15 protein-coding genes are annotated in these 18,800 nt (G+C 63.8%); 5 read left to right on the top strand and 10 right to left on the bottom strand.

Going from position 1 to position 18,800, the window contains the following annotated elements; all coding sequences use genetic code 11:
• The first annotated feature begins 62 nt into the window (after positions 1-62).
• The 4 genes from ACSQ84_RS16140 to ACSQ84_RS16125 all read left to right on the top strand — a co-directional run bounded on the left by ACSQ84_RS16140 (position 63) and on the right by ACSQ84_RS16125 (position 5,141).
• The gene (locus ACSQ84_RS16140) at positions 63-965 is read left to right on the top strand and encodes a transposase (protein ID WP_436212674.1); all 903 of its coding nucleotides are present in this window, start codon (positions 63-65) and stop codon (positions 963-965) included.
• Between the two features lie 498 nt (positions 966-1,463).
• Complete coding sequence (locus tag ACSQ84_RS16135; protein WP_436212673.1) at positions 1,464-1,616, top strand: hypothetical protein; 153 nt, start codon at positions 1,464-1,466, stop codon at positions 1,614-1,616.
• 178 nt (positions 1,617-1,794) lie between these two features.
• On the top strand, positions 1,795-2,301 hold the full coding sequence (locus ACSQ84_RS16130; protein ID WP_436212672.1) for a tyrosine phosphatase family protein: 507 nt from the start codon (positions 1,795-1,797) through the stop codon (positions 2,299-2,301).
• Between the two features lie 122 nt (positions 2,302-2,423).
• On the top strand, positions 2,424-5,141 hold the full coding sequence (locus tag ACSQ84_RS16125; RefSeq protein WP_436212671.1) for a DUF2339 domain-containing protein: 2,718 nt from the start codon (positions 2,424-2,426) through the stop codon (positions 5,139-5,141).
• Between the two features lie 111 nt (positions 5,142-5,252).
• Here ACSQ84_RS16125 and ACSQ84_RS16120 read toward each other — a convergent pair whose 3' ends face one another.
• The 7 genes from ACSQ84_RS16120 to ACSQ84_RS16090 all read right to left on the bottom strand — a co-directional run bounded on the left by ACSQ84_RS16120 (position 5,253) and on the right by ACSQ84_RS16090 (position 14,188).
• Entirely contained in the window at positions 5,253-5,519 is a 267-nt protein-coding gene (locus ACSQ84_RS16120; protein WP_436212670.1) for a DUF6894 family protein, read from the bottom strand.
• Between the two features lie 138 nt (positions 5,520-5,657).
• Positions 5,658-6,254: a hypothetical protein gene (locus ACSQ84_RS16115; protein ID WP_436212669.1), complete on the bottom strand. Its 597-nt coding sequence runs from the start codon at positions 6,252-6,254 to the stop codon at positions 5,658-5,660.
• Positions 6,255-6,442: 188 nt separating this feature from the next.
• Positions 6,443-7,429, bottom strand: coding sequence for an acrylyl-CoA reductase (NADPH) (gene acuI / locus ACSQ84_RS16110; RefSeq protein ID WP_436212668.1), 987 nt, complete (start codon positions 7,427-7,429; stop codon positions 6,443-6,445).
• 46 nt (positions 7,430-7,475) lie between these two features.
• Positions 7,476-8,720, bottom strand: coding sequence for an MFS transporter (locus tag ACSQ84_RS16105; RefSeq protein ID WP_436212667.1), 1,245 nt, complete (start codon positions 8,718-8,720; stop codon positions 7,476-7,478).
• Between the two features lie 340 nt (positions 8,721-9,060).
• Positions 9,061-10,533, bottom strand: coding sequence for a cell wall hydrolase (locus ACSQ84_RS16100; RefSeq protein WP_436212666.1), 1,473 nt, complete (start codon positions 10,531-10,533; stop codon positions 9,061-9,063).
• Between the two features lie 468 nt (positions 10,534-11,001).
• Positions 11,002-13,941, bottom strand: a complete 2,940-nt coding sequence (gene ppdK / locus ACSQ84_RS16095; RefSeq protein WP_436212665.1) for a pyruvate, phosphate dikinase — start codon at positions 13,939-13,941, stop codon at positions 11,002-11,004.
• 91 nt (positions 13,942-14,032) lie between these two features.
• Positions 14,033-14,188 carry a DUF3096 domain-containing protein gene (locus ACSQ84_RS16090; protein WP_436212664.1) on the bottom strand — a complete coding sequence of 52 codons (156 nt, stop codon included), beginning with the start codon at positions 14,186-14,188 and terminating at the stop codon, positions 14,033-14,035.
• A gap of 233 nt (positions 14,189-14,421) precedes the next feature.
• Between ACSQ84_RS16090 and ACSQ84_RS16085 the strand changes: the two genes are divergently transcribed.
• On the top strand, positions 14,422-14,781 hold the full coding sequence (locus ACSQ84_RS16085; RefSeq protein ID WP_436212663.1) for a DUF1236 domain-containing protein: 360 nt from the start codon (positions 14,422-14,424) through the stop codon (positions 14,779-14,781).
• A gap of 262 nt (positions 14,782-15,043) precedes the next feature.
• Here ACSQ84_RS16085 and ACSQ84_RS16080 read toward each other — a convergent pair whose 3' ends face one another.
• From ACSQ84_RS16080 to ACSQ84_RS16070, 3 genes are read right to left on the bottom strand one after another with little or no spacing between them, the layout of a single operon-like run.
• Positions 15,044-15,646, bottom strand: coding sequence for a class I SAM-dependent methyltransferase (locus ACSQ84_RS16080; protein ID WP_436212662.1), 603 nt, complete (start codon positions 15,644-15,646; stop codon positions 15,044-15,046).
• 3 nt (positions 15,647-15,649) lie between these two features.
• On the bottom strand, positions 15,650-17,770 hold the full coding sequence (gene glyS / locus ACSQ84_RS16075) for a glycine--tRNA ligase subunit beta (RefSeq protein WP_436212661.1): 2,121 nt from the start codon (positions 17,768-17,770) through the stop codon (positions 15,650-15,652).
• On the bottom strand, positions 17,770-18,717 hold the full coding sequence (locus ACSQ84_RS16070) for a glycine--tRNA ligase subunit alpha (RefSeq protein ID WP_436212660.1): 948 nt from the start codon (positions 18,715-18,717) through the stop codon (positions 17,770-17,772). The genes glyS and ACSQ84_RS16070 overlap by 1 nt, the downstream gene beginning before the upstream one ends.
• Positions 18,718-18,800 lie beyond the last annotated feature (83 nt).

Below are 18,800 nucleotides of genomic sequence, written 5' to 3'. Positions count from 1 at the left end.
CGGATACCGGCGGTGGCGGGCGAGATCCGCCTTGCCGATCGCGCCTATTACAACCGGACCGCATGGCGACGCTGCTCGCAGCCGGCGCAGACTTCGTGATCCGGGCCGGTTGGAAGAGCGCACGTTGGCTCGATCGCGAAGGCAATGAGTTCGATCTTGTCGCCGAGTTGCGCGTATCGGCCCGCGGCCTGATCGATCGGCTGATCTGGATAAAGCGCAAGGGCGGCGCACCTCTCGCCCTGCGTTTGGTCGCGCCAAGAAGCCGGCAAGCTGCAGCGGAAGCGCGACGCAAAGCGCGCCGAGATGCACAGCGAGGAGGCCACCAGATCTCGAAGCAAACGCTTGACGCTGCAGATTGGGTGATCTTGGTAACCTCACTCAAGCAGAAGGACTTCGCAACTGCGGATGTTCTTGCCCTCTATCGTCTGCGATGGCGGATCGAACTCAGGTTCAAGCGGTTGAAGGCTGATCGGACTGAAGGACCACCCGGAACCGACGAACGCTCCGCCAGACCTCATGTTCTGGCCCATTTGCTGACTATTCTACTGCTTCAGACGCTCATCGACGAACTTGAGGCCTCTCCCCGTCAGAAGCCGCCTGGCAACGCCTGGAGTCGGCGATTGCTCCAGCATCTCGTCGCCTGCTGCGCTCAAGCCGTGATCCCACAGCCCGATGAGCTGTCTGCGCCGATCAATCGCGCTCTCTCAACGCCATCTTCGCGAGCCGCCAAGGAGAAAACGCCGGTATCAAACTATGCTCCGACTATCTTAGCGCCTATGTGCGAACCGCGGGACGACGTGGTGAGATTTCAATTCAATTGTCAAACAGCCAGAGGATGTGAGTTCGCGATCTCGCGGCGCTTGATCGCCCGAGCTTTGCCAGAAATTCCTTGCCCTCTCACAAGAGGGCGCAGGGAAGACCGGGTGCGCGCTGCACCCGCGGTCCCGTGTGCGGTTTGTAGATAGAAAGCTGCACACGAGCATACAGGGCAGCGGAGAACACCCGGCCTTCCCTGCGCAATGGCTTTACGGCTTATAACGAGCTCTCCCCGGAGAACGGCTCTTTTGCCTCCGTTGCGCCCTGAAAACTATTGCCTCCAGGTGCATTGACGCCAGCACCGCGGCGTCAGGACCACACGTCTTCGCCGTACGCTTCGGCGCCTTTGGTCAAGGGCACCGTCACGTCCATCGCTACCCGTCCAACGTCCGTGACCACGGCCGACGCCCTTCTGACTAGGACGGGATGGCCAAGGATATATCCCTGAGTCGCAATTCTGTAAAAGCGAAATATTTTTTATTTCGGGGCTTGACACGATTTCTGACAAACGGAAGTGATTTGCCCGTCGGGTTGATTTGTCGCACCCTAATCGGCAGTTGGCACCGGGAATACTTGCGCGGGACATGCGCCAAGGAATCCGCCGAGCTCGGCTACTTTGGAAAGTACACTCGCCGGAAACGGGTTAGATGTCGGCGCGTACCGATGCGTTGGTGTCGAAGGCAGAAACCGGAAAAATGCCTACGTCCATCATCTCCGTTGCGTCCGGTTGTCATCCAGCGAGCGCCTTTGTCAACGCTGCTTGGTCGATTTGGTTCTCTGGTACGATGATCGGCGAGTGAAGCTACATCTCTCCAGGTCTTGCGCGGATCGCAGCGCGGAGGGAACGTACATCGGGATAATTCCTGGGTCTAAAGACTGTAACCCCGGCGGAACCCGCTTTGACCGGCCCCCGCACCGGCCTATAATGGCGACCACGCAGGGACGCTCCGCACCGGACGTTCCCCCAGAAGGATCGCCATGCTTCACGTCTGCTCGCTCGCCGCCCTTCCCGACACTGTCAAGGCCACCGGCGCCAGCCATGTTCTCACCGTGATGGCCAATGTCGATCAGGTGATGCGGCCGGAATCGGTGCTCGAGGCCAACCATTTGCGGGTGTCGATGGACGACATCACCGAGGCGATGGACGGCTTTCTCGCACCGTCGGACGCGCATATCGAGAAGGTGCTGAACTTCGTGCGGGGCTGGGACCGCAGCGCGCCGATGGTGGTGCATTGCTATGCCGGCATCAGCCGGTCGACCGCCAGCGCCTTTGCCGCCGCCTGCATGCTCAATCCGCACCGCGACGAGATTTCGATCGCCCGGCAGATCCGCGCCGCCTCCCCGATCGCCCAGCCCAACCGGCTGATCGTCAGCCTCGCCGACAAGGCGCTGGGGCGCGAGGGGCGGATGCTGCGGGCGCTGGACGAGATGGGCCCGGGCAGCATGACCGTCGAAGGCCGCCCGTTTCGCGTGGATCTCGAATAGCGTGCCAAAACGCCGCCGTCCGGGGGGCGGTTTGAACTTTTTCCGGGCAGACCTGCACTCACAGCATTGCGACGGGCCGCATCGAGGCGGTTGACGTTTCTGCGCGCCCGCCTGGAGGCCTGATGTTCGACGAGATTGCAATTCTTCCGTTCCTGTTCGCCATTGTCGCCATCATCATTGCCGTCAAGGCGATGAACCAGATCGCGGAGTTGCGAAGGCGGCTGGACAGGATGGAAGCGACGGCGGCGCTCGCCAGGCCCGTCCCGCCACCGCTTCCCCAAATGTTCGAGCAGGACAGCGCGCCCACCTCGCCCGGCATCGCGGCCGAGCCGCCGCCGATCGCGCCTGAGGCCGAGCCGGTCCCTCCCGCCGCCGGGCCGCAAACCGATGCGCCGACCGAGACCGCGGCTGGCAAGGCTGACGGCCCGCCGGCCGCGCCGCCGCCGCCCCTCCCGCAACCCGATCGCGGTTTCGAGGAAACCATCGGCACCCGCTGGGTGGTGTGGATCGGCGGCCTGACGCTGGCGCTCGGCGGCATCTTCATGGTGCGCTATTCGATCGAAGCCAACCTGATCAGCGACGAGGTTCGGGTATTCCTCGGCGGCCTGTTCGCGCTGGCGCTGCTCGCCGCGGGCGAGTGGACGCGGCGCAAGGAGAGCGTTTCGACGATCGCAGCCCTGCCGATCGCCAACATCCCCGCGATCCTGACCGCCGCCGGCACGGTGGTGGCCTTTGCGACCGTGTATGTCGCCTATGCGGTGTACGGCTTCCTGGTGCCTGCCACCGCATTCGTGCTGCTCGGCATCGTGGCGATGGGCACGCTGGCCGCGGCACTGCTGCACGGGCCGGCGCTGGCCGGTCTCGGTGTCGCCGCCGCCTTCGTCACCCCGATCCTGGTCTCCTCCGACAAGCCGGACTTCTGGGCGCTCTACATCTATCTCGCGATCGTCACTGCGGCAGCCTTTGGTCTGGCACGGGTGCGGATGTGGCGCTGGCTTGCGGTCACCACGATCGTGTTCGCGCTGCTGTGGACCTTCCCGTGCCTGCAATGCGGCCCCTCGATGGTCGCGCCGCACGCGTTCCACGTGATCGCGGGCTTCATCCTCGCCGCGCTGCTGGTGGTGTGCGGGTTCATGTTCGGGCCTGCAGCGCAAGAAGGCGAGATCGAGCCGATTTCGTCCGGTTCGCTCGCCGCGTACCTGTTCGGCGCGACGTTGATCGTGCTGAACAGTTTCCACGCCGACGTCGCGATGATCGCGTTCGGCCTGCTGGTGGCCGGCAGCCTGATCGTCGCCTGGCGCACCGATGCCGCGGTCGGCGCGGTCGGCGCCGCCGCGGGTCTGGTCTTTGTCGTGTTCGCCGAATGGGCTGTTCGCGCCAACCCCGACATGCTGGTGCTGCCCGGTGGGCCGATCGCGGGCATCGGGCCCAGCGCCACGGATGGATCAGTGTCGTTGCATCTGATCTCGGCTGCGATCTTCGCCGCAGGTTTCGGCGTCGCGGGATTCCTCGCACAGGGCCGTTCGAACAGTCCCGTGATCCCGGTGGTCTGGTCGGCGGCTGCCGTGTTCACGCCGCTGGCGCTGTTGGTCGCGCTCTATGCCCGCATCGCGCATCTCGACCGCTCGATCCCGTTCGCGATTCTCGCGGTGATCCTGGCCGCAAGCTATGCGGCGGCCACCGAAATGCTGAGCAAGCGCGAGGACCGGCCGGGAATGCCGGCCTCGATCGCGCTGTTCGCGACCGGCGCGCTCGCAAGCCTGGCGCTGGCCTTGACGTTCGCGCTGGAGAAAGGCTGGCTCACGATCGCGCTGGCGCTGATGTCGCTGGGCACCGCCTGGATTTCGATGCAGCGGCCGATCCCGTTCCTGCGTTCGCTGGCTGCGATCCTCGCCGCCATCGTCGTGCTGCGGATCGGCTACGAGCCGCGCATCGTCGGCGAGGCCGTCGGCGCCACGCCGATCTTCAACTGGCTGTTGTGGGGCTACGGCATTCCGGCGGCGTCGTTCTGGGCCGCCAGCCACTTCCTGCGCCGCGGCGGCGACGATGCGCCGCTGCGCATGGTGGAAGCGGCCGCGATCCTGTTCACGGTGCTGCTGGCGTTCATGGAGATCCGCCATGCCGTCAACAATGGCGACGTCTATCGCCCAGCTGCAGGGTTCACCGAGATCGCGCTGCAGGTCTGCGTGGCGCTGGCGATGGCAATCGGGCTGGAGCGCCTGCGCATCCGCACCGGCAGCATCGTTCACAACGCCGGCGCGATCCTGCTCACCGGCTTTGCCGGGGCGGCCGCCCTGTTCGGGCTGCTGCTGCTGAGGAACCCGATGCTGTGGTGGATCGATGTCGGCGGGCTCGTCATCAATCTGCTGCTGCTGGCCTATGCGCTGCCCGCGGTTCTGGCGCTGCTGTTGTCCTATGCGGTGGCGGGACGGCGTCCCGTCGCCTACGCCAACTCGATCGCGGCGGGCGCGCTCGTTCTCGCACTGGCTTACGTGACGTTTGAAGTCCGCCGAATCTATCACGGACCGGTGGTGTCCGTCGGACCGACCACGGGCGCCGAGCAATACACCTATTCGATCGCGTACCTGGCGTTCGGCGTCGTCCTGCTCGGGATCGGCATTCTCTTCAACTCGCAGCGCGCGCGGCTGGCGTCAGCGGTCGTCATCGCGCTGACCGTCCTGAAGGCGTTCCTGATCGACATGTCGGCGCTCACAGGGGTTTACCGTGCGCTGTCGTTCATGTGCCTGGGCCTGGTGCTGGTGGCGATCGGCTGGCTGTATCAGCGAATTCTGTTCCGCAGGCGGGCGGCGACGGCGCCCGCGATGCCGACCGGGAGCTAGCTAATTGATCTAGAGCCTTTTCCGTTCCGATTGAATCGGAACGGGGCTCTAGATTCTTGATTTGACGCGTTTTCTTGACGCGAACCGGTACCCACTTCGCTGGAAAACGCTCTAGCCGCGCGCACTTAGTCGAGGAATTTGCTCATCGCCGACGGATTCCGCGACCAGCCGGATCCTGAACACCGGCTTCCTGGATTCGTCCAGCATTTCCATCTGCCATTCGGCGTTCTGCTTCATGCTGCGCGAAATGCTGCCGAGCAGATTGCCGCACACCTTGGTCATCTCGGCCCAGGCGGCTTCGCGGCTTTCGAATTCGGAGCCCTGGTCGGAGGCGCCAGCGTAGCGACCGTTGCTGATCCGGAAGAAATACAGCGGCATCGTCGATCTCATGTATGAGCCGCCCCCAGGCCTTGTTGGCCGTCACGGTGGGGCCAGACTCGCTACCAAGACGTGAAAACGCCAGCCCGTATGACTACGGGCGAACTTTCCCAATTTTGGGCTTCATTTCGCCGGAAATCACTCGGTGGAACGGCGCAGCTCCGGTGCGCTTTCAGCCTTCGGCTCTGCCTTGGCTTCCGACTTGACCGGCTCGAGCCTGGCGGCCTCAACCGCCGGCGTCTCGACGCGGGTCGAGACCTCCGTGCGCGACGCGTCGGCCGAGCGTGTCGACGCCGGCGCATGCAGCGAACGCGGCCGCGCCACCGAGCGGGCCATCAGCATCTGCTGCGCGCCCTGGTGACGGAAATCGCAATAGGCGAAGCCCATGCCCGACACCGATCCACGGAACGAACGGTCGTCGCGCTTGTCGAGATTGAAGCACGGCTCGAACGGCAGGCCCTTGATGGCCGCGCAAACCGCCTGGCCGCGGATCTGCAGCGTATTGCCGGGCAAGCGCACATGGCGGGTCGGCCCCGCGCCGCTGAATTGAATGGATCCGGCCGCGCCGAGATCGTCGAGCACGCGGCCTGCGCCGCGGGTGCCGTCGAAACAGGTGAAGGCGAACACCTTGCCGGCCACAAACTTGCGGGCCTCGTCGGCATTCATCATCCCGGCCAGCGCCGGCACCACCATCGCCGCGGCCGTGACGGCCCCCAACACCAAACGCGCAAGCATGCAGCAACTCCAACTTACCGAGCGCGGGCACCCGCCTTGTTGAGCATGATCTTCGCGCAAACGCTTCGCGATTGTCGCGATGGAAAACCGATACCCCGTTTTCCGATCATGCAGGCCTCTTTACCCGCTGCTTACCATACGAACCGTGGCAACATTGGAGCAGCATGGTTTGTAAAGTCTGAACGCCGTTAGAGAATTTTTACCACGATTCGACCGCGGACCTGGCCGGCGAGGATTTTGGCGCCGGCATCGACGACCTGGTCCAAGCTGATTTCCTGAGTAATATCAGCCAGTTTGGCGTGATCCAGATCGCTGGCGAGGCGGCTCCAGGCAAGCTTTCGTTGCGGAAGCGGGCACATCACCGAATCGATGCCGAGAAGGCACACTCCGCGTAAAATGAACGGCGCCACCGACGACGGCAGGTCCATGCCCGCTGCCAGGCCGCAGGCGGCGACGGCGCCGCCGTATTTCGTCATTGAGAGCAGGTTGGCGAGCGTGGTCGATCCGACGCTGTCGATGCCGCCGGCCCAGCGCTCCTTGGCCAGCGGTTTGGCGGGGCCTGACAGTTCAGTCCGATCGATCACCTCGGCGGCGCCGAGGCCTTTCAGATAGTCGGTTTCCGACACCCGCCCGGTCGAAGCGATCACGTGGTAGCCGAGTTTCGACAGCACGGCGGTCGCGACCGAACCGACGCCGCCCGCAGCGCCGGTGACAACGACGGGGCCGCTTCCGGGCGTGAGACCGTGTTTCTCCAGCGCCAGCACCGACAGCATCGCGGTGTAGCCGGCGGTGCCGATCGCCATCGCATCGCGGGTCGAGATGGTGTCGGGCAGCCGCACCAGCCAGTCGCCCTTGACGCGGGCCTTCTCGGCGTAGCTGCCGAGATGGGTCTCGCCCATGCCCCAGCCGTTACACACGACCCTGTCGCCGGCCTTCCACTGCGGATGGGTGGAGTGTTCGACGATGCCTGCGAAGTCGATGCCGGCGATCATCGGGAAGCGCCGCACCACCGGGGCCTTGCCGGTGACGGCCAGGCCGTCCTTGTAGTTCAGCGTCGACCATTCGACGGCGACGGTGACGTCGCCTTCCATCAATTCGGCTTCGTCGAACTGCGTCAGCGCCGCGGTGGTGCCTTTTTCCGCCTTGTCGATCCTGATGGCCTTGAATGTTCCCACGGCAAACTCTCCCCGAACTTTGTAGGTCGAGGGAGTTTTTACCGCATCAGGCGGGCTGCGCAACCGCCCGCGCGACAGGCGCCTCCACGATCGGCAGGTTGATCAGCGCCGAGAGCACGCCGAACAGCACCGAAAGCCACCAGATCGGCGTATAGGATCCATAACTCTCGAACACGACGCCGCCGAGCCAGACACCGAGGAAGCCGCCGACCTGATGGCTGACAAAGGCGAAGCCATAGAGGGTCGCAAACCAGCGGGTGCCGAACATCAGCGCCACCAGCGCCGAGGTCGGCGGCACCGTCGAGAGCCAGGCCAGACCGGTAACGGCCCCGAACATGATGGCGGAAAACGGCGTGATCGGGAACGAGATGAACGCAACGATCGCCATCGCCCGCACGAAATAAAGCGTCGAGAGAATGTAGCGCTTCGGAAACTTGTTCTGCAGCACGCCGACGCTGAGCGAGCCGATGATGTTGAAGAGGCCGACCGCGGCGATCACCCAGCCACCGGTTTGCGCGGAGATGCCGCGATCGGCCAGATAGGCCGGCAGATGCACGGTGATGAAGGCGAGCTGGAAGCCGCAGGTGAAGAAGCCGAGCACCAGCAGCACGTATGAAGGGTGACCGAACGCTTCCGCCAGCGCCGTCTTGAACGATTGCTGGTCCGCGGCCGGCACATTTTCCGTCGTCGCAGGCGGCGTCGCCAGCGCCAGTGACAGCGGCACGATCAGCAGCATCAGCAGCGCGAACACGGTCAGCGCCGCCTGCCAGCCGAAATTGTCGATCAGCGCGACGCCGAACGGCGCGAACAGGAATTGCCCGAACGAGCCCGCAGCCGTGCCGGCGCCGAGCGCGATGCCGCGCTTCTCCGGCGGCAGCAATTTGCTGAACGCCGACAGCACCAGATTGAACGAGCAGCCGGAGAGCCCAAAGCCGATCAGGACGCCGGCGCCGAGATCGAGCGAGGCCGGCGTCGCCCCGTAGCGCATCAATAACAGGCCGCCGGCATAGAGCAGCGCGCCGACCACCATCACGCGCAGGACGCCGAAACGGTCGGCGATCGCGCCCGCGATCGGCTGGCCCAATCCCCACAGCAGATTCTGCAGCGCCAGTGCCAGGCCGAACACGTCGCGGCCCCAGGTAAATTCCTTGCTCATCGGCTGGATGAAGAAACCAAGGCTCGATCGCGGCCCGAAACTGAGCAGCGCAATCGCGCATCCGCAGATGATGATCACCAATGGCGTCCGCCAACTGGCTTTGGCGGTGCGAAGATTGTCTGCGGTGACAGCCATGCGTTTCCTCGATGCTTGGGCGCCAGGGCCGGGAGGAATCGGCCGGGTGCGCCGGGAGGAGTTAATGCATTCGCATGGAAATCCCAAGGGCGGCGGAGCAGATTTTTCCGCTGCAGGGCAGCCTTGCAAAATCGTCGAGTGCAATTTGGGGGGAGCGCCCTGGCGTGCGAGTGCAAATCTCTCGTCGTCCCTGCCTAGTGCGCAATTGCGCATCAGGCGCAGGGACCCATAACCACAGGGCGTCATTATTGGAAGAAGGCGTCAGCCACCGAGTCTCATCATGACGGCCGCGGCGTATGGGTCCCTGCGTTCGCAGGGACGACAATACCGACCTCTTCACCTACCTCTTCACACTCGCCTGCTCCGCCGAGCTCTTGGCGGCTTCGGCGAGCTTGGCGGAAATTTGCGCCGTCTCCGCCGCGGTGCCCCAGCTCGGCGCGTCGCTGCCGTCGCCCCAGTTGCGCGGCCGGTAGAAGGTGTGCACGCCGGTCTTGTACATCTTCCTCATTTCGCTGACCCAGGACGGACGCACCCAATAGGCGTGGTAGTGCGTCGACTTGTCGACCTCAGGCAGCCAGAGCTGGCCATCGAGCATCGCCTTGGCGATCTTCTGCGCGCGCTCCCACATGTCGGGCTCTTTCACGACGTCCTTGTTGTTGTCGCAGGCGAAGGTGAACTGGCAGGCGAGATGGCGGTGCTTGTTCTGGTAGACCACGCCGCACACCGTGTCCGGATATTTGCCGGAGAAGGCGCGGTTCAGCACCACCTGCGCCACCGCGATCTGGCCGCGCACCGCTTCGCCGCGGGCTTCGAAATAGACCACTTCGGTCAGGCATTTCTCCGACTTGGCGCGCGACTTGTCGTCGAACAGGCCGAGCCGCTCTGCCGGGGTCTTGGCGCGCTGGTTGTCGGAATTGACCTCACCCTTGGGCGCGACGCTGACGCCCATCTCGCCGGCCTTGACCGGCCCGTCGGCATCGACAGGCAATGAGGCCATGATCTTCATGTCGGGATCGGCGACCACAGCGCTCGGCAGCATGACGATGGGCTCTTCGCCCGGCCGCCAGCGCTCGATGGTTTCGGGCGCGCCGAGCGAAGATCCAAAAAACAGGCTCGAGGTCTTGAAGGAGAAATTGTCGCGCGGCGGCGCCGGCGCGAGGGCCACTTCTGGTGCAGGCGGGGCGTCCATCGACTTACCGAGCGGCTTGTCGTCGAGCGGCTTGGTCTCGAGCGACATCGACACATCGAATTGCGGCAGCGGCGGCGCGCGCAGCGCGGCCTGCAGTTCGGGATCGAGCGGCGCGGGCTCCACTGAAGGCGGCGTGGCAGCGGTCTTTTGGCCCTTGACGGAAGCGTTTGAAGACGAAGGATCTTCGATGGCTGGCGCGCTGCCGGCCGGCATTGCGGGCTCTACGGGTGCCGGCGGCGCCACCACGAGGCGATCGCCCTTCATGGTGCGATCGACCTTGGGAAAATCGGCGGCGTGATAACGCGGCGGCGGGGCGACAATCGAATTGCGCGTCACCGAACCTGTTATGTCGATGCCCTGATGGCCGAGGCTGGCGAGCCGAAGGGTTGCGGTCTGCGGTGAAGCGGTTCCGATCGGACGGCCGAAGCTGAAGGTCGCGACGTGGATGTTGCCGGCGGTGGCGAACACACGCTTCTGCCAGCGCTCGGCGACGCCCGGCTGCCGGGCCAGCAGTGACGCGATATCCTGATATCCGGTCTCGGTCGGCATCAATGCGAAGATGCAAAGACCGAGACCGAAGGACGCGAACCGCGCGCCCTTCGGCTGGTTACGCAACACATTCATCGATACGCTCTACGCAACGCTTACAAAAACGACCGAACGTCAGTACATCCGTGCAATTCGATCTTTATTGTTGGTATCGAATTTAGGTTGCCGGGGAGTTAATCGGCGTGGCCAGCGTGCATCACGCAAGAGATCGCGCGCATTTGCCTTGATGCACGAGAAGTCTTGGTAAACGGGGACGCGATGAAAGTGGTAAACATCCCGTCAACGAAGATGATGAAGAAGATGTTGCGGGTTCCCGTGTTGTTACGGGGCTGGTGCGCGCATTCAGAGCCCGTCATTGCGAGCGCAGCGAAGCAATCCATCGGGCCACGAAAAAAGACTGGATTGCTTCGCGGAGCCTGTCATCGGGCGCGCATTCGCGCGACCCGTTGGCTCGCAATGACGGAAGGGTCGCCAAAAATGTGGATGCCCGGGACAAGCCCGGGCATGACGATGTCTTTGTTAGTTGTCAGCGTCGAGTAAGAACTACGCCTGGCTGGCGACCGTCTTGCCCAGCGCGGCTTGCGCCGCGGCAAGGCGTGCGATCGGCACGCGATAGGGCGAGCACGAGACGTAGTCGAGCCCGATCTCGTGGCAGAACGCCACCGACGCGGGATCGCCGCCGTGCTCGCCGCAAATCCCGACCTTGAGATCGGGCCGCGTCTTGCGGCCTCGCGCGACGCCGATCTTGACCAGTTCGCCGACGCCATCGCGGTCGACCGAGATGAACGGATCGATCTCGAGGATGCCCTTCGCAACATAGGTGCCGAGGAAGCTCGCCGCGTCGTCGCGGCTGATGCCGTAGGTGGTCTGCGTCAGGTCGTTGGTGCCGAACGAGAAGAACTCTGCGGTGTTCGCGATGTCGCCGGCCATCAGGCACGCGCGCGGCAGCTCGATCATGGTGCCGACCTGATAGGCGAGCTTCTTGCCGGTCTCCTTCATCACCGACTGCGCGGTGATATCGATCCGCGCCTTGACCAGATCGAACTCGGCCTTGGTCGCGATCAGCGGCACCATCACCTCGAGGCCGACCGCCTTGCTGGTGCGCTTTTCGGCTTCGACCGCGGCTTCGAAGATCGCCCGCGCCTGCATCTCGGCGATCTCAGGATAGGCGATCGCAAGACGGCAGCCGCGGAAGCCCAGCATCGGATTGAACTCGGCGAGATCGCGGGCGCGATCGGCGAGCTTGCGCGGATCGGTGTTCATCGCGCGCGCGACTTCCTCGATCTCGGCCTGGGTGTGCGGCAGGAACTCGTGCAAGGGCGGATCGAGCAAACGAATCGTGACCGGCAGGCCCTTCATGATCTCGAACAATTCGACGAAATCCGCGCGTTGCATCGGCAGCAGTTTTGACAGCGCCGCGCGGCGTGACTGCTCGTCCTCGGAAAGGATCATCTCGCGCACGGTGCGGATGCGGGTCTCCTCGAAGAACATGTGCTCGGTGCGGCAAAGGCCGATGCCCTCGCCGCCGAACTTGATCGCGGTGCGCGCGTCTTCCGGCGTGTCGGCGTTAACGCGGACGCCGAGCTTGCGGACGGCGTCGGCCCAGCCCATCAGCGTGCCGAATTCGCCCGACAGTTTCGGCTCGATCATCGGCATCCGCCCGGCCAGCACCTGGCCGACCGATCCGTCGATGGTGATGACGTCGCCGGTCTTGAAGGTGCGGGTACCGATGCTCATGGTGCCGCGGCCGTAATCGACGCGGATCGTGCCGCAGCCGGAGACGCAGGGCTTGCCCATGCCGCGCGCCACCACGGCGGCGTGCGAGGTCATGCCGCCGCGGGTGGTGAGAATGCCTTCGGCCGCGTGCATGCCGTGAATGTCTTCCGGGCTGGTCTCGACCCGCACCAGGATGACCTTGCGCCCGTCGGCCTGCAGTTTCGCCGCTTCATCGGACGAGAACACGATTTCGCCGGAGGCGGCACCGGGCGAGGCCGGCAGGCCGGTCGCGATGACGTCGCGCTTGGCCGAGGGATCGATGGTCGGGTGCAGCAGCTGGTCGAGCGAGGCGGGATCGATCCGCATCACCGCGTCCTTTTTCGAGATCAGGCCTTCATTGGCGAGCTCGACCGCGATCCGCAGCGCCGCCTTGGCGGTGCGCTTGCCGCCGCGGGTCTGCAGCATCCACAATTTGCCCTGCTCGACCGTGAACTCCATGTCCTGCATGTCGCGGTAGTGCTTTTCGAGCAGCGTGTAGATCCGCGTCAGTTCCTTGAACGCGTCGGGCATCGCGGTTTCCATCGACGGTTTGTCGGAGCCGGATTCCTGGCGCGCAAACTCGGTGATGTCCTGGGGCGTGCGGATGCCCGCCACCACGTCTTCGCCCTGCGCGTTGATCAGGAATTCGCCGTACAGCTTGCTTTCGCCGGTCGAGGGGTTGCGCGTGAACGCAACGCCGGTCGCCGAGGTCTCGCCCATGTTGCCGAACACCATGGCCTGCACGTTCACGGCCGTGCCCCAGGATTCCGGAATGTCGTGCAGCCGGCGGTAGGTCACCGCGCGCGTGTTCATCCAGGATGAGAACACCGCACCGATCGCACCCCACAATTGCGCGTGCGGATCCTGCGGGAAGTCCGCGCCGGTCTCGCGCGCCACCGCATCCTTGTAGCGGCCGACCAGTTCGACCCAGTCGTCGCCGGTCAGGTCGGTGTCGAGCGTGTAGCCCTGGCCGTCCTTGAAGGTATCGAGGATGTCTTCGAAATGATGATGCTCGAAGCCGAGCACCACGTCCGAATACATGGTGATGAAGCGGCGATAGCTGTCATAGGCGAAGCGGCGATCGCCGGACAATTCGGCGAGCGCTTCGACGGTCTGGTCGTTGAGGCCGAGATTGAGCACGGTATCCATCATGCCCGGCATCGAAGCGCGGCCGCCGGAGCGGACGGAAACCAGCAGCGGATTGCTGGAATCGCCGAACGATTTGCCGGTCAGCTTGCCGACATGCTCCAGCGCCTTCTCGACCTGCGCCTTGAGCGCGGGCGGATAGGATTTGTCGTGGGCGTAGAAGTAAGTGCAGACCGAGGTTGGAATCGTGAAGCCGGGAGGCACCGGCAGGCCGAGATTGGCCATTTCGGCGAGGTTGGCGCCCTTGCCGCCGAGCAGGTCGCGCAAGCCCGCTTTGCCCTCGGCCTTGCCGTCACCAAACGTGTAGACCCACTTGCCCGATTTTACCGCTTCCACGGCCGGCTTGCTGACGACGGCTTTCTTCGCCGTTTTAGCCGCAGGCTTGCCTGGAGCTTTTGTAGCGGCCTTCGCAGCAGGCTTCGCAGCCGCCTTGGCAACCGGCCTCGCCGGAGCCTTCGGCAGCGCCTTGCGCGCCGAGGCCGCGGGTGCGGCCTTGGCCCCACCAGATGGCTTTGATTTCGCTACGGTTTTATCGACGATTTTCTCGACGGTTTTCTTGGACTTCGCAACCGCTTTGGCCATGGCAGATGACAATCCGGAAAGAGAGGAGAAGATGCGCGCCTTACACCACTTCGGGGGGTTCCGCGCAAGCCGCGAAACTTTGCTTGCCTGACTAGAAGCGAAGCATCTTGAACACGCCGAGCCCGGCCAGACCGACCACGATCAGGTAGATTGCGACGATAAAATTGAGGAACCGCGGCATGATCAAGATCAGGATTCCCGCAATCAAGGCAACGATCGGGGAAATGTGCGCGGCGGTGATGGTCATTTGAAATTTCTCCGGGAGAGATGAGGGACGTCGAATCGAGGCAGGCAACTTAACCGCTGGCGCGGTTCCGCAATAGGAGACGCCTGCCGCCTCAATGGGTTCCGGCTCTCGCAAAAATTGCCCGAAAATGCCGCGTGTGAGGCGGGCTTTTTCCGGAACAATGCCGCGCGCGATGAATTGGCCTCCCATCGTACGCTGGTTAGCCGGCGTTCTTCTGCGCGAGGGAGTACACCATGCAGAACAGACTACTTGCCATTGCAGCGATCGCCGGCGCGTTGGCTGCACCCATCGCAGCACAGGCGCAAAGCGACACCGTGGGTGTCGTTCGCGGCGGCAGCGTGGTGGTCGGCGAGCATGAGGGCATCACCGCCGAACAGCGCCCGGCGTTCCGGGAATATGTCGTGCGTGAGCGCGTGCCGACTTTCACCATTCCGGACCGTATAACCGTCGGCAGCGTGCTGCCGGATGCCGGCATCACCTATTACGACGTGCCGCAGACTGTTGCCGCGACACCCTATCGATATACCGTGGTGAACGGCCAGACGGTTCTGGTCGAACCGCGTTCGCGTCGCATCGTTCAGGTCGTCGACTAATCCCGCTAGCCTGAACGATCAGTCCGGGCGCCGCGCAAGCGGATGTGCGCGAGAGACGACCGGACAAGAAAGCCCCGCCCGGCGTTCCCCCCTGGGCGGGGCTTTTCTTTGGCTGGCACCGCCGTCATCCTGAGGTGCGCGCTCTTGCGCGCCTCGAAGGATGGGTTACAGCCGGTGGTCCATCCTTCGAGGCTCGCCCAGCGGTGCAAGTGCACCGCTGGGCTCGCACCTCAGGATGACGCCGAATCCACGGCGATTAAGTTTACTCCCTGATCTCCAGCCCCGGCTTCTTGGCAACAAGTCGATGGATCTTCTTGCCCGAGGAGGCGCTGACGACCTCTTCATCGAGCAACAGCGTCGTCGTTTTCAGCTCCGCCAGCACCAGTGCGGCATCGAACGCGGCGTAAAGACGCCCCTTGGCATCGCGTATGTCGCAATCGCCGGTAATCCGCCAGCTCAGATAAAGAATTCCGCTGGGCTTGACGATGCCGAGCAGGCGCCGCACCGCGGCCGCGATCTGCGCGCGCTCCAGATGCATGATCACGGTTTCGCACAGCACGTTGTCGTAGGTGCCGACGCCCTTCAGCTCGGGCAATTCGGCTGCTGCGAATTTCAGCTCGGGATAGCGCCGCCGCGCTTCAGCCAGCAGGCCCTCGGAGGCATCAAAGCCTACGGCCGAAAAACCGTTGGCATTGAGCCAGCCGACCTCGCGGCCGCAGCCGCAGCCGATATCGGCCGAATTGCCGCCGCGCACGAAATACCGCTCGACGACTTCGTGCAGGTCAACCGGCGCCGGCTGCTCATGCCAGTCTTTGGCGAACGCCGCCGCATCCGAATCGTAAGCGGCCAGCGTCTTGGGATCCACGTCTCAGCCCTCGATCTTCGAAAAGTCCGCCACCGCGCGCGTCGCCGCACGGATTTCGTTCAAGAGCTTCAGTCTGTTTTCACGGGTTTTTGGTTCATCGTCGTTGACCTTGACCTTGTCAAAGAACGCATCGACCGCCGGCCGCAGTTTTGCCATTGCGCTCATCGCGGCGGCGAAGTCTTCTTTTGCTACGGCAGCGCCGGCTTCGCTCTTCACCTGATCGATCGCCGTCGCCAGCGCCTTTTCTTCGTCGAGCCTGTAAAGCGTCCTGTCCGGCGCGCCGTCGAAGCTGCGCTTGTCCTTTTTCTCTTCGATCGCGAGGATGTTGCTGGCGCGCTTTGTGCCGGCGAGCAGGTTCTTGCCGTCGTCGGTGTCGAGGAATTTGCCGAGCGCTTCGACGCGGCGGACGACCATGAGGAGATCGTCCTGACCGCCGAGCGCGAACACGGCGTCGACGAGGTCGTGACGGGCACCTTGGTCGCGGAGCTGGACTTTCAGGCGGTCGGCGAAAAAGGAGAGAAGGTCGATGCATTTCTGATCGACTTGCTGTCCATTCCAATCCTTCAGTCCCTGTGCGCTAACAAACGACAAGATATGTTTGTTCGCGACAGGCATGAGATTCGTCCGGACTCCGTTTTCGACGATCAGCCTGATCACACCCAACGCCGCGCGTCTCAACGCATACGGGTCTTTGCTGCCCGTCGGCTTCTCGTCGATGGCCCAGAAGCCAACCAGTGTATCGAGCTTGTCGGCCAGCGCCACCGCGACGCTCACCGGATCGGTCGGCACGCGATCCGCGGGTCCTTGCGGCTTGTAGTGCTCCTCGCTCGCGGCGGCGACGGAAGCATCCTCGCCTTGCGCCAGAGCGTAGTACTTGCCCATCAAGCCTTGCAGTTCCGGAAATTCGCCGACCACTTCAGTCAGCAAATCCGCCTTGGCCAGATGCGCAGCGCGTTTTGTCTTTTCGACATCCGCGCCGACCAGCGACGCGATTTCCGCAGCCAGCCGCTCGATGCGCTGGATACGCGCGGCCTGCGTGCCCAGCTTCTCATGAAACACGATGTTCTCGAATTTCGGCAGCCGGTCTTCCAGCTTCGTCTTCAGGTCGGTCTCGTAGAAAAACTTCGCATCGCTCAGCCGCGCGCGGATCACGCGTTCGTTGCCGGCGATGATCGCCTTGCCGCCGTCGCTGGCCTCGATGTTGGCGGTGAGGATGAACTTGTTGGTCAGCTTCCCGGTCTTGGGATCGCTGACGACAAAGCACTTCTGGTTGTTGCGGATGGTGGCGCGGATCACTTCGCCCGGGATCGACAGAAACTCCTCGTCGAACGAACCCATCAGCACGACCGGCCATTCGACGAGGCCCGACACCTCGTCGAGCAGCACCTGGTCCTCGACCAGCTCAAAGCCTTGCGCGAACGCCAGCTGCTTGGCGTCGGCCAGGATGATGTCCTTGCGCGCCTGCGGGTCGATCACGACCTTGGCGGCCTTCAATTTGGCTTCGTAGTCCCCGAAGCGGCGCACGGGGATCGCCGAGGGCGCCAGGAAGCGGTGACCAAAAGTAGTCTGGCCGGCCTCGATGCCATCGATGGAGAATTTTACGATTTCGGGCTCTTCGGTCTCCGGACCGAAGGTCGCGATGATCGAATGCAGCGGCCGCACCCAGGTCAGGGCGCCCGATTTGGCCGAGCGTTCGCCCCAGCGCATCGATTTCGGCCACGGGAAGGTGCGAACGATGACCGGCAGAATTTCCGCCAGCACGTCGAGCGTCGGGCGGCCCGGCTTTTCGATCAGCGCGATGTAGAAGTCGCCCTTGGGGTCGCGCTGGATTTTTGCCTCGTCGAGCGAATTGAGGCCGGTCGCTTTCAAAAAGCCCTGCACGGCCGCATCCGCCGCGCCGATTTTCGGGCCCTTGCGTTCGGTCTTGAGATCGGATTGCCGCGCCGGAATGCCGTGCACCGTCAGCGCCAGCCGCCGCGGCGTCACGAACGCTTTTGCGCCCTCATACACCAGCCCCTCTGCGACGAGCTTGTCGGTGACCATGCGGCGCAGATCGTCCGCCGCCTTCGCCTGCATGCGCGCGGGGATTTCTTCTGAAAACAATTCGAGCAAAAGATCAGGCATCAAGCTGCCCTGCCCGCTTCGGTGTGGACCCAGGCTTCGCCGCAGGCTTTTGCGAGGTCGCGCACGCGGCCGATGTAGCTTTGGCGCTCGGTCACCGAGATCACGCCGCGGGCATCGAGCAGGTTGAAGACGTGGCTCGCCTTGATGCACTGGTCATAGGCCGGCAGCGCCATCAGGTGCTCCTTCTGATTGCTGCCGGACTTCAGGGTTTCTTGCCAGCCCGCCGCGAGATACTTCTTGCAGGCCGCTTCGGCCATCTTGAACTGCTCGAATAGCATGGCCGTATCGGCGTATTCGAAATTGTGCCGCGAATATTCCTGCTCGGCCTGCAGGAACACATCGCCATAGGTCACCTTGTCGGCGCCCTCGCGGCCGTTGAAGTTGAGGTCCATGACATGGTCGACGCCCTGCAGGTAGCAGGCGAGCCGCTCCATGCCATAGGTGAGTTCGCCGGCGACCGGCGCGCATTCCACGCCCGCGACCTGCTGGAAATACGTGAACTGCGACACTTCCATGCCGTCGCACCAGCACTCCCAGCCGAGGCCCCAGGCGCCCAGCGTCGGGCTTTCCCAATCGTCCTCGACAAAGCGGATGTCATGCAGGCTGGAATCGAGGCCGATCGCGGCGAGCGACTTCAGGTACAGTTCCTGAAGGTTCGGCGGCGACGGCTTCATGATCACCTGAAACTGGTAATAGTGCTGCATCCGGTTGGGATTTTCGCCGTAGCGGCCATCCTTCGGGCGGCGCGAGGGCTGCACATAGGCGGCCCGCCACGGTTTCGGCCCGAGCGCGCGCAAGGTCGTCGCTGGATGAAAGGTGCCTGCGCCCATTTCCATGTCGTAAGGCTGCAGGATCACGCAGCCCTGTTCGGCCCAGAACCGCTGCAGGGCGAGAATGAAGCCCTGGAACGAACGTTCCGGGCGCATATGGGCAGGCAATTCATCCATCGGCAGAATCGGTCTCGCGAGGGGATTTTGGGCGCGCGGGACCGTATCGGCGGCAGCGAGGGGAATCAAGGCGATGGTAGCCC

The organism is Bradyrhizobium sp. LjRoot220, assembly GCF_964252915.1.
Taxonomy (GTDB): Bacteria; Pseudomonadota; Alphaproteobacteria; order Rhizobiales; family Xanthobacteraceae; genus Bradyrhizobium.
Note: the sequence above shows the minus strand (reverse complement) of the source record. Positions and strands in the feature narration are given on the sequence as shown.

Bases quoted from the DNA above. Each gene is read 5' to 3' on its own strand.
- ACSQ84_RS16085 (WP_436212663.1), top strand. From the start codon at position 14,422: ATGCAGAACAGACTACTTGCCATTGCAGCGATCGCCGGCGCGTTGGCT.
- ACSQ84_RS16070 (WP_436212660.1), bottom strand. From the start codon at position 18,717: ATGGATGAATTGCCTGCCCATATGCGCCCGGAACGTTCGTTCCAGGGC.
- ACSQ84_RS16120 (WP_436212670.1), bottom strand. From the start codon at position 5,519: ATGCCGCTGTATTTCTTCCGGATCAGCAACGGTCGCTACGCTGGCGCC.
- ACSQ84_RS16115 (WP_436212669.1), bottom strand. From the start codon at position 6,254: ATGCTTGCGCGTTTGGTGTTGGGGGCCGTCACGGCCGCGGCGATGGTG.
- ACSQ84_RS16090 (WP_436212664.1), bottom strand. From the start codon at position 14,188: ATGACCATCACCGCCGCGCACATTTCCCCGATCGTTGCCTTGATTGCG.
- ACSQ84_RS16140 (WP_436212674.1), top strand. From the start codon at position 63: ATGGCGACGCTGCTCGCAGCCGGCGCAGACTTCGTGATCCGGGCCGGT.
- ACSQ84_RS16105 (WP_436212667.1), bottom strand. From the start codon at position 8,720: ATGGCTGTCACCGCAGACAATCTTCGCACCGCCAAAGCCAGTTGGCGG.
- glyS (WP_436212661.1), bottom strand. From the start codon at position 17,770: ATGCCTGATCTTTTGCTCGAATTGTTTTCAGAAGAAATCCCCGCGCGC.
- ACSQ84_RS16135 (WP_436212673.1), top strand. From the start codon at position 1,464: ATGTCGGCGCGTACCGATGCGTTGGTGTCGAAGGCAGAAACCGGAAAA.
- ppdK (WP_436212665.1), bottom strand. From the start codon at position 13,941: ATGGCCAAAGCGGTTGCGAAGTCCAAGAAAACCGTCGAGAAAATCGTC.
- ACSQ84_RS16125 (WP_436212671.1), top strand. From the start codon at position 2,424: ATGTTCGACGAGATTGCAATTCTTCCGTTCCTGTTCGCCATTGTCGCC.
- ACSQ84_RS16100 (WP_436212666.1), bottom strand. From the start codon at position 10,533: ATGAATGTGTTGCGTAACCAGCCGAAGGGCGCGCGGTTCGCGTCCTTC.
- ACSQ84_RS16130 (WP_436212672.1), top strand. From the start codon at position 1,795: ATGCTTCACGTCTGCTCGCTCGCCGCCCTTCCCGACACTGTCAAGGCC.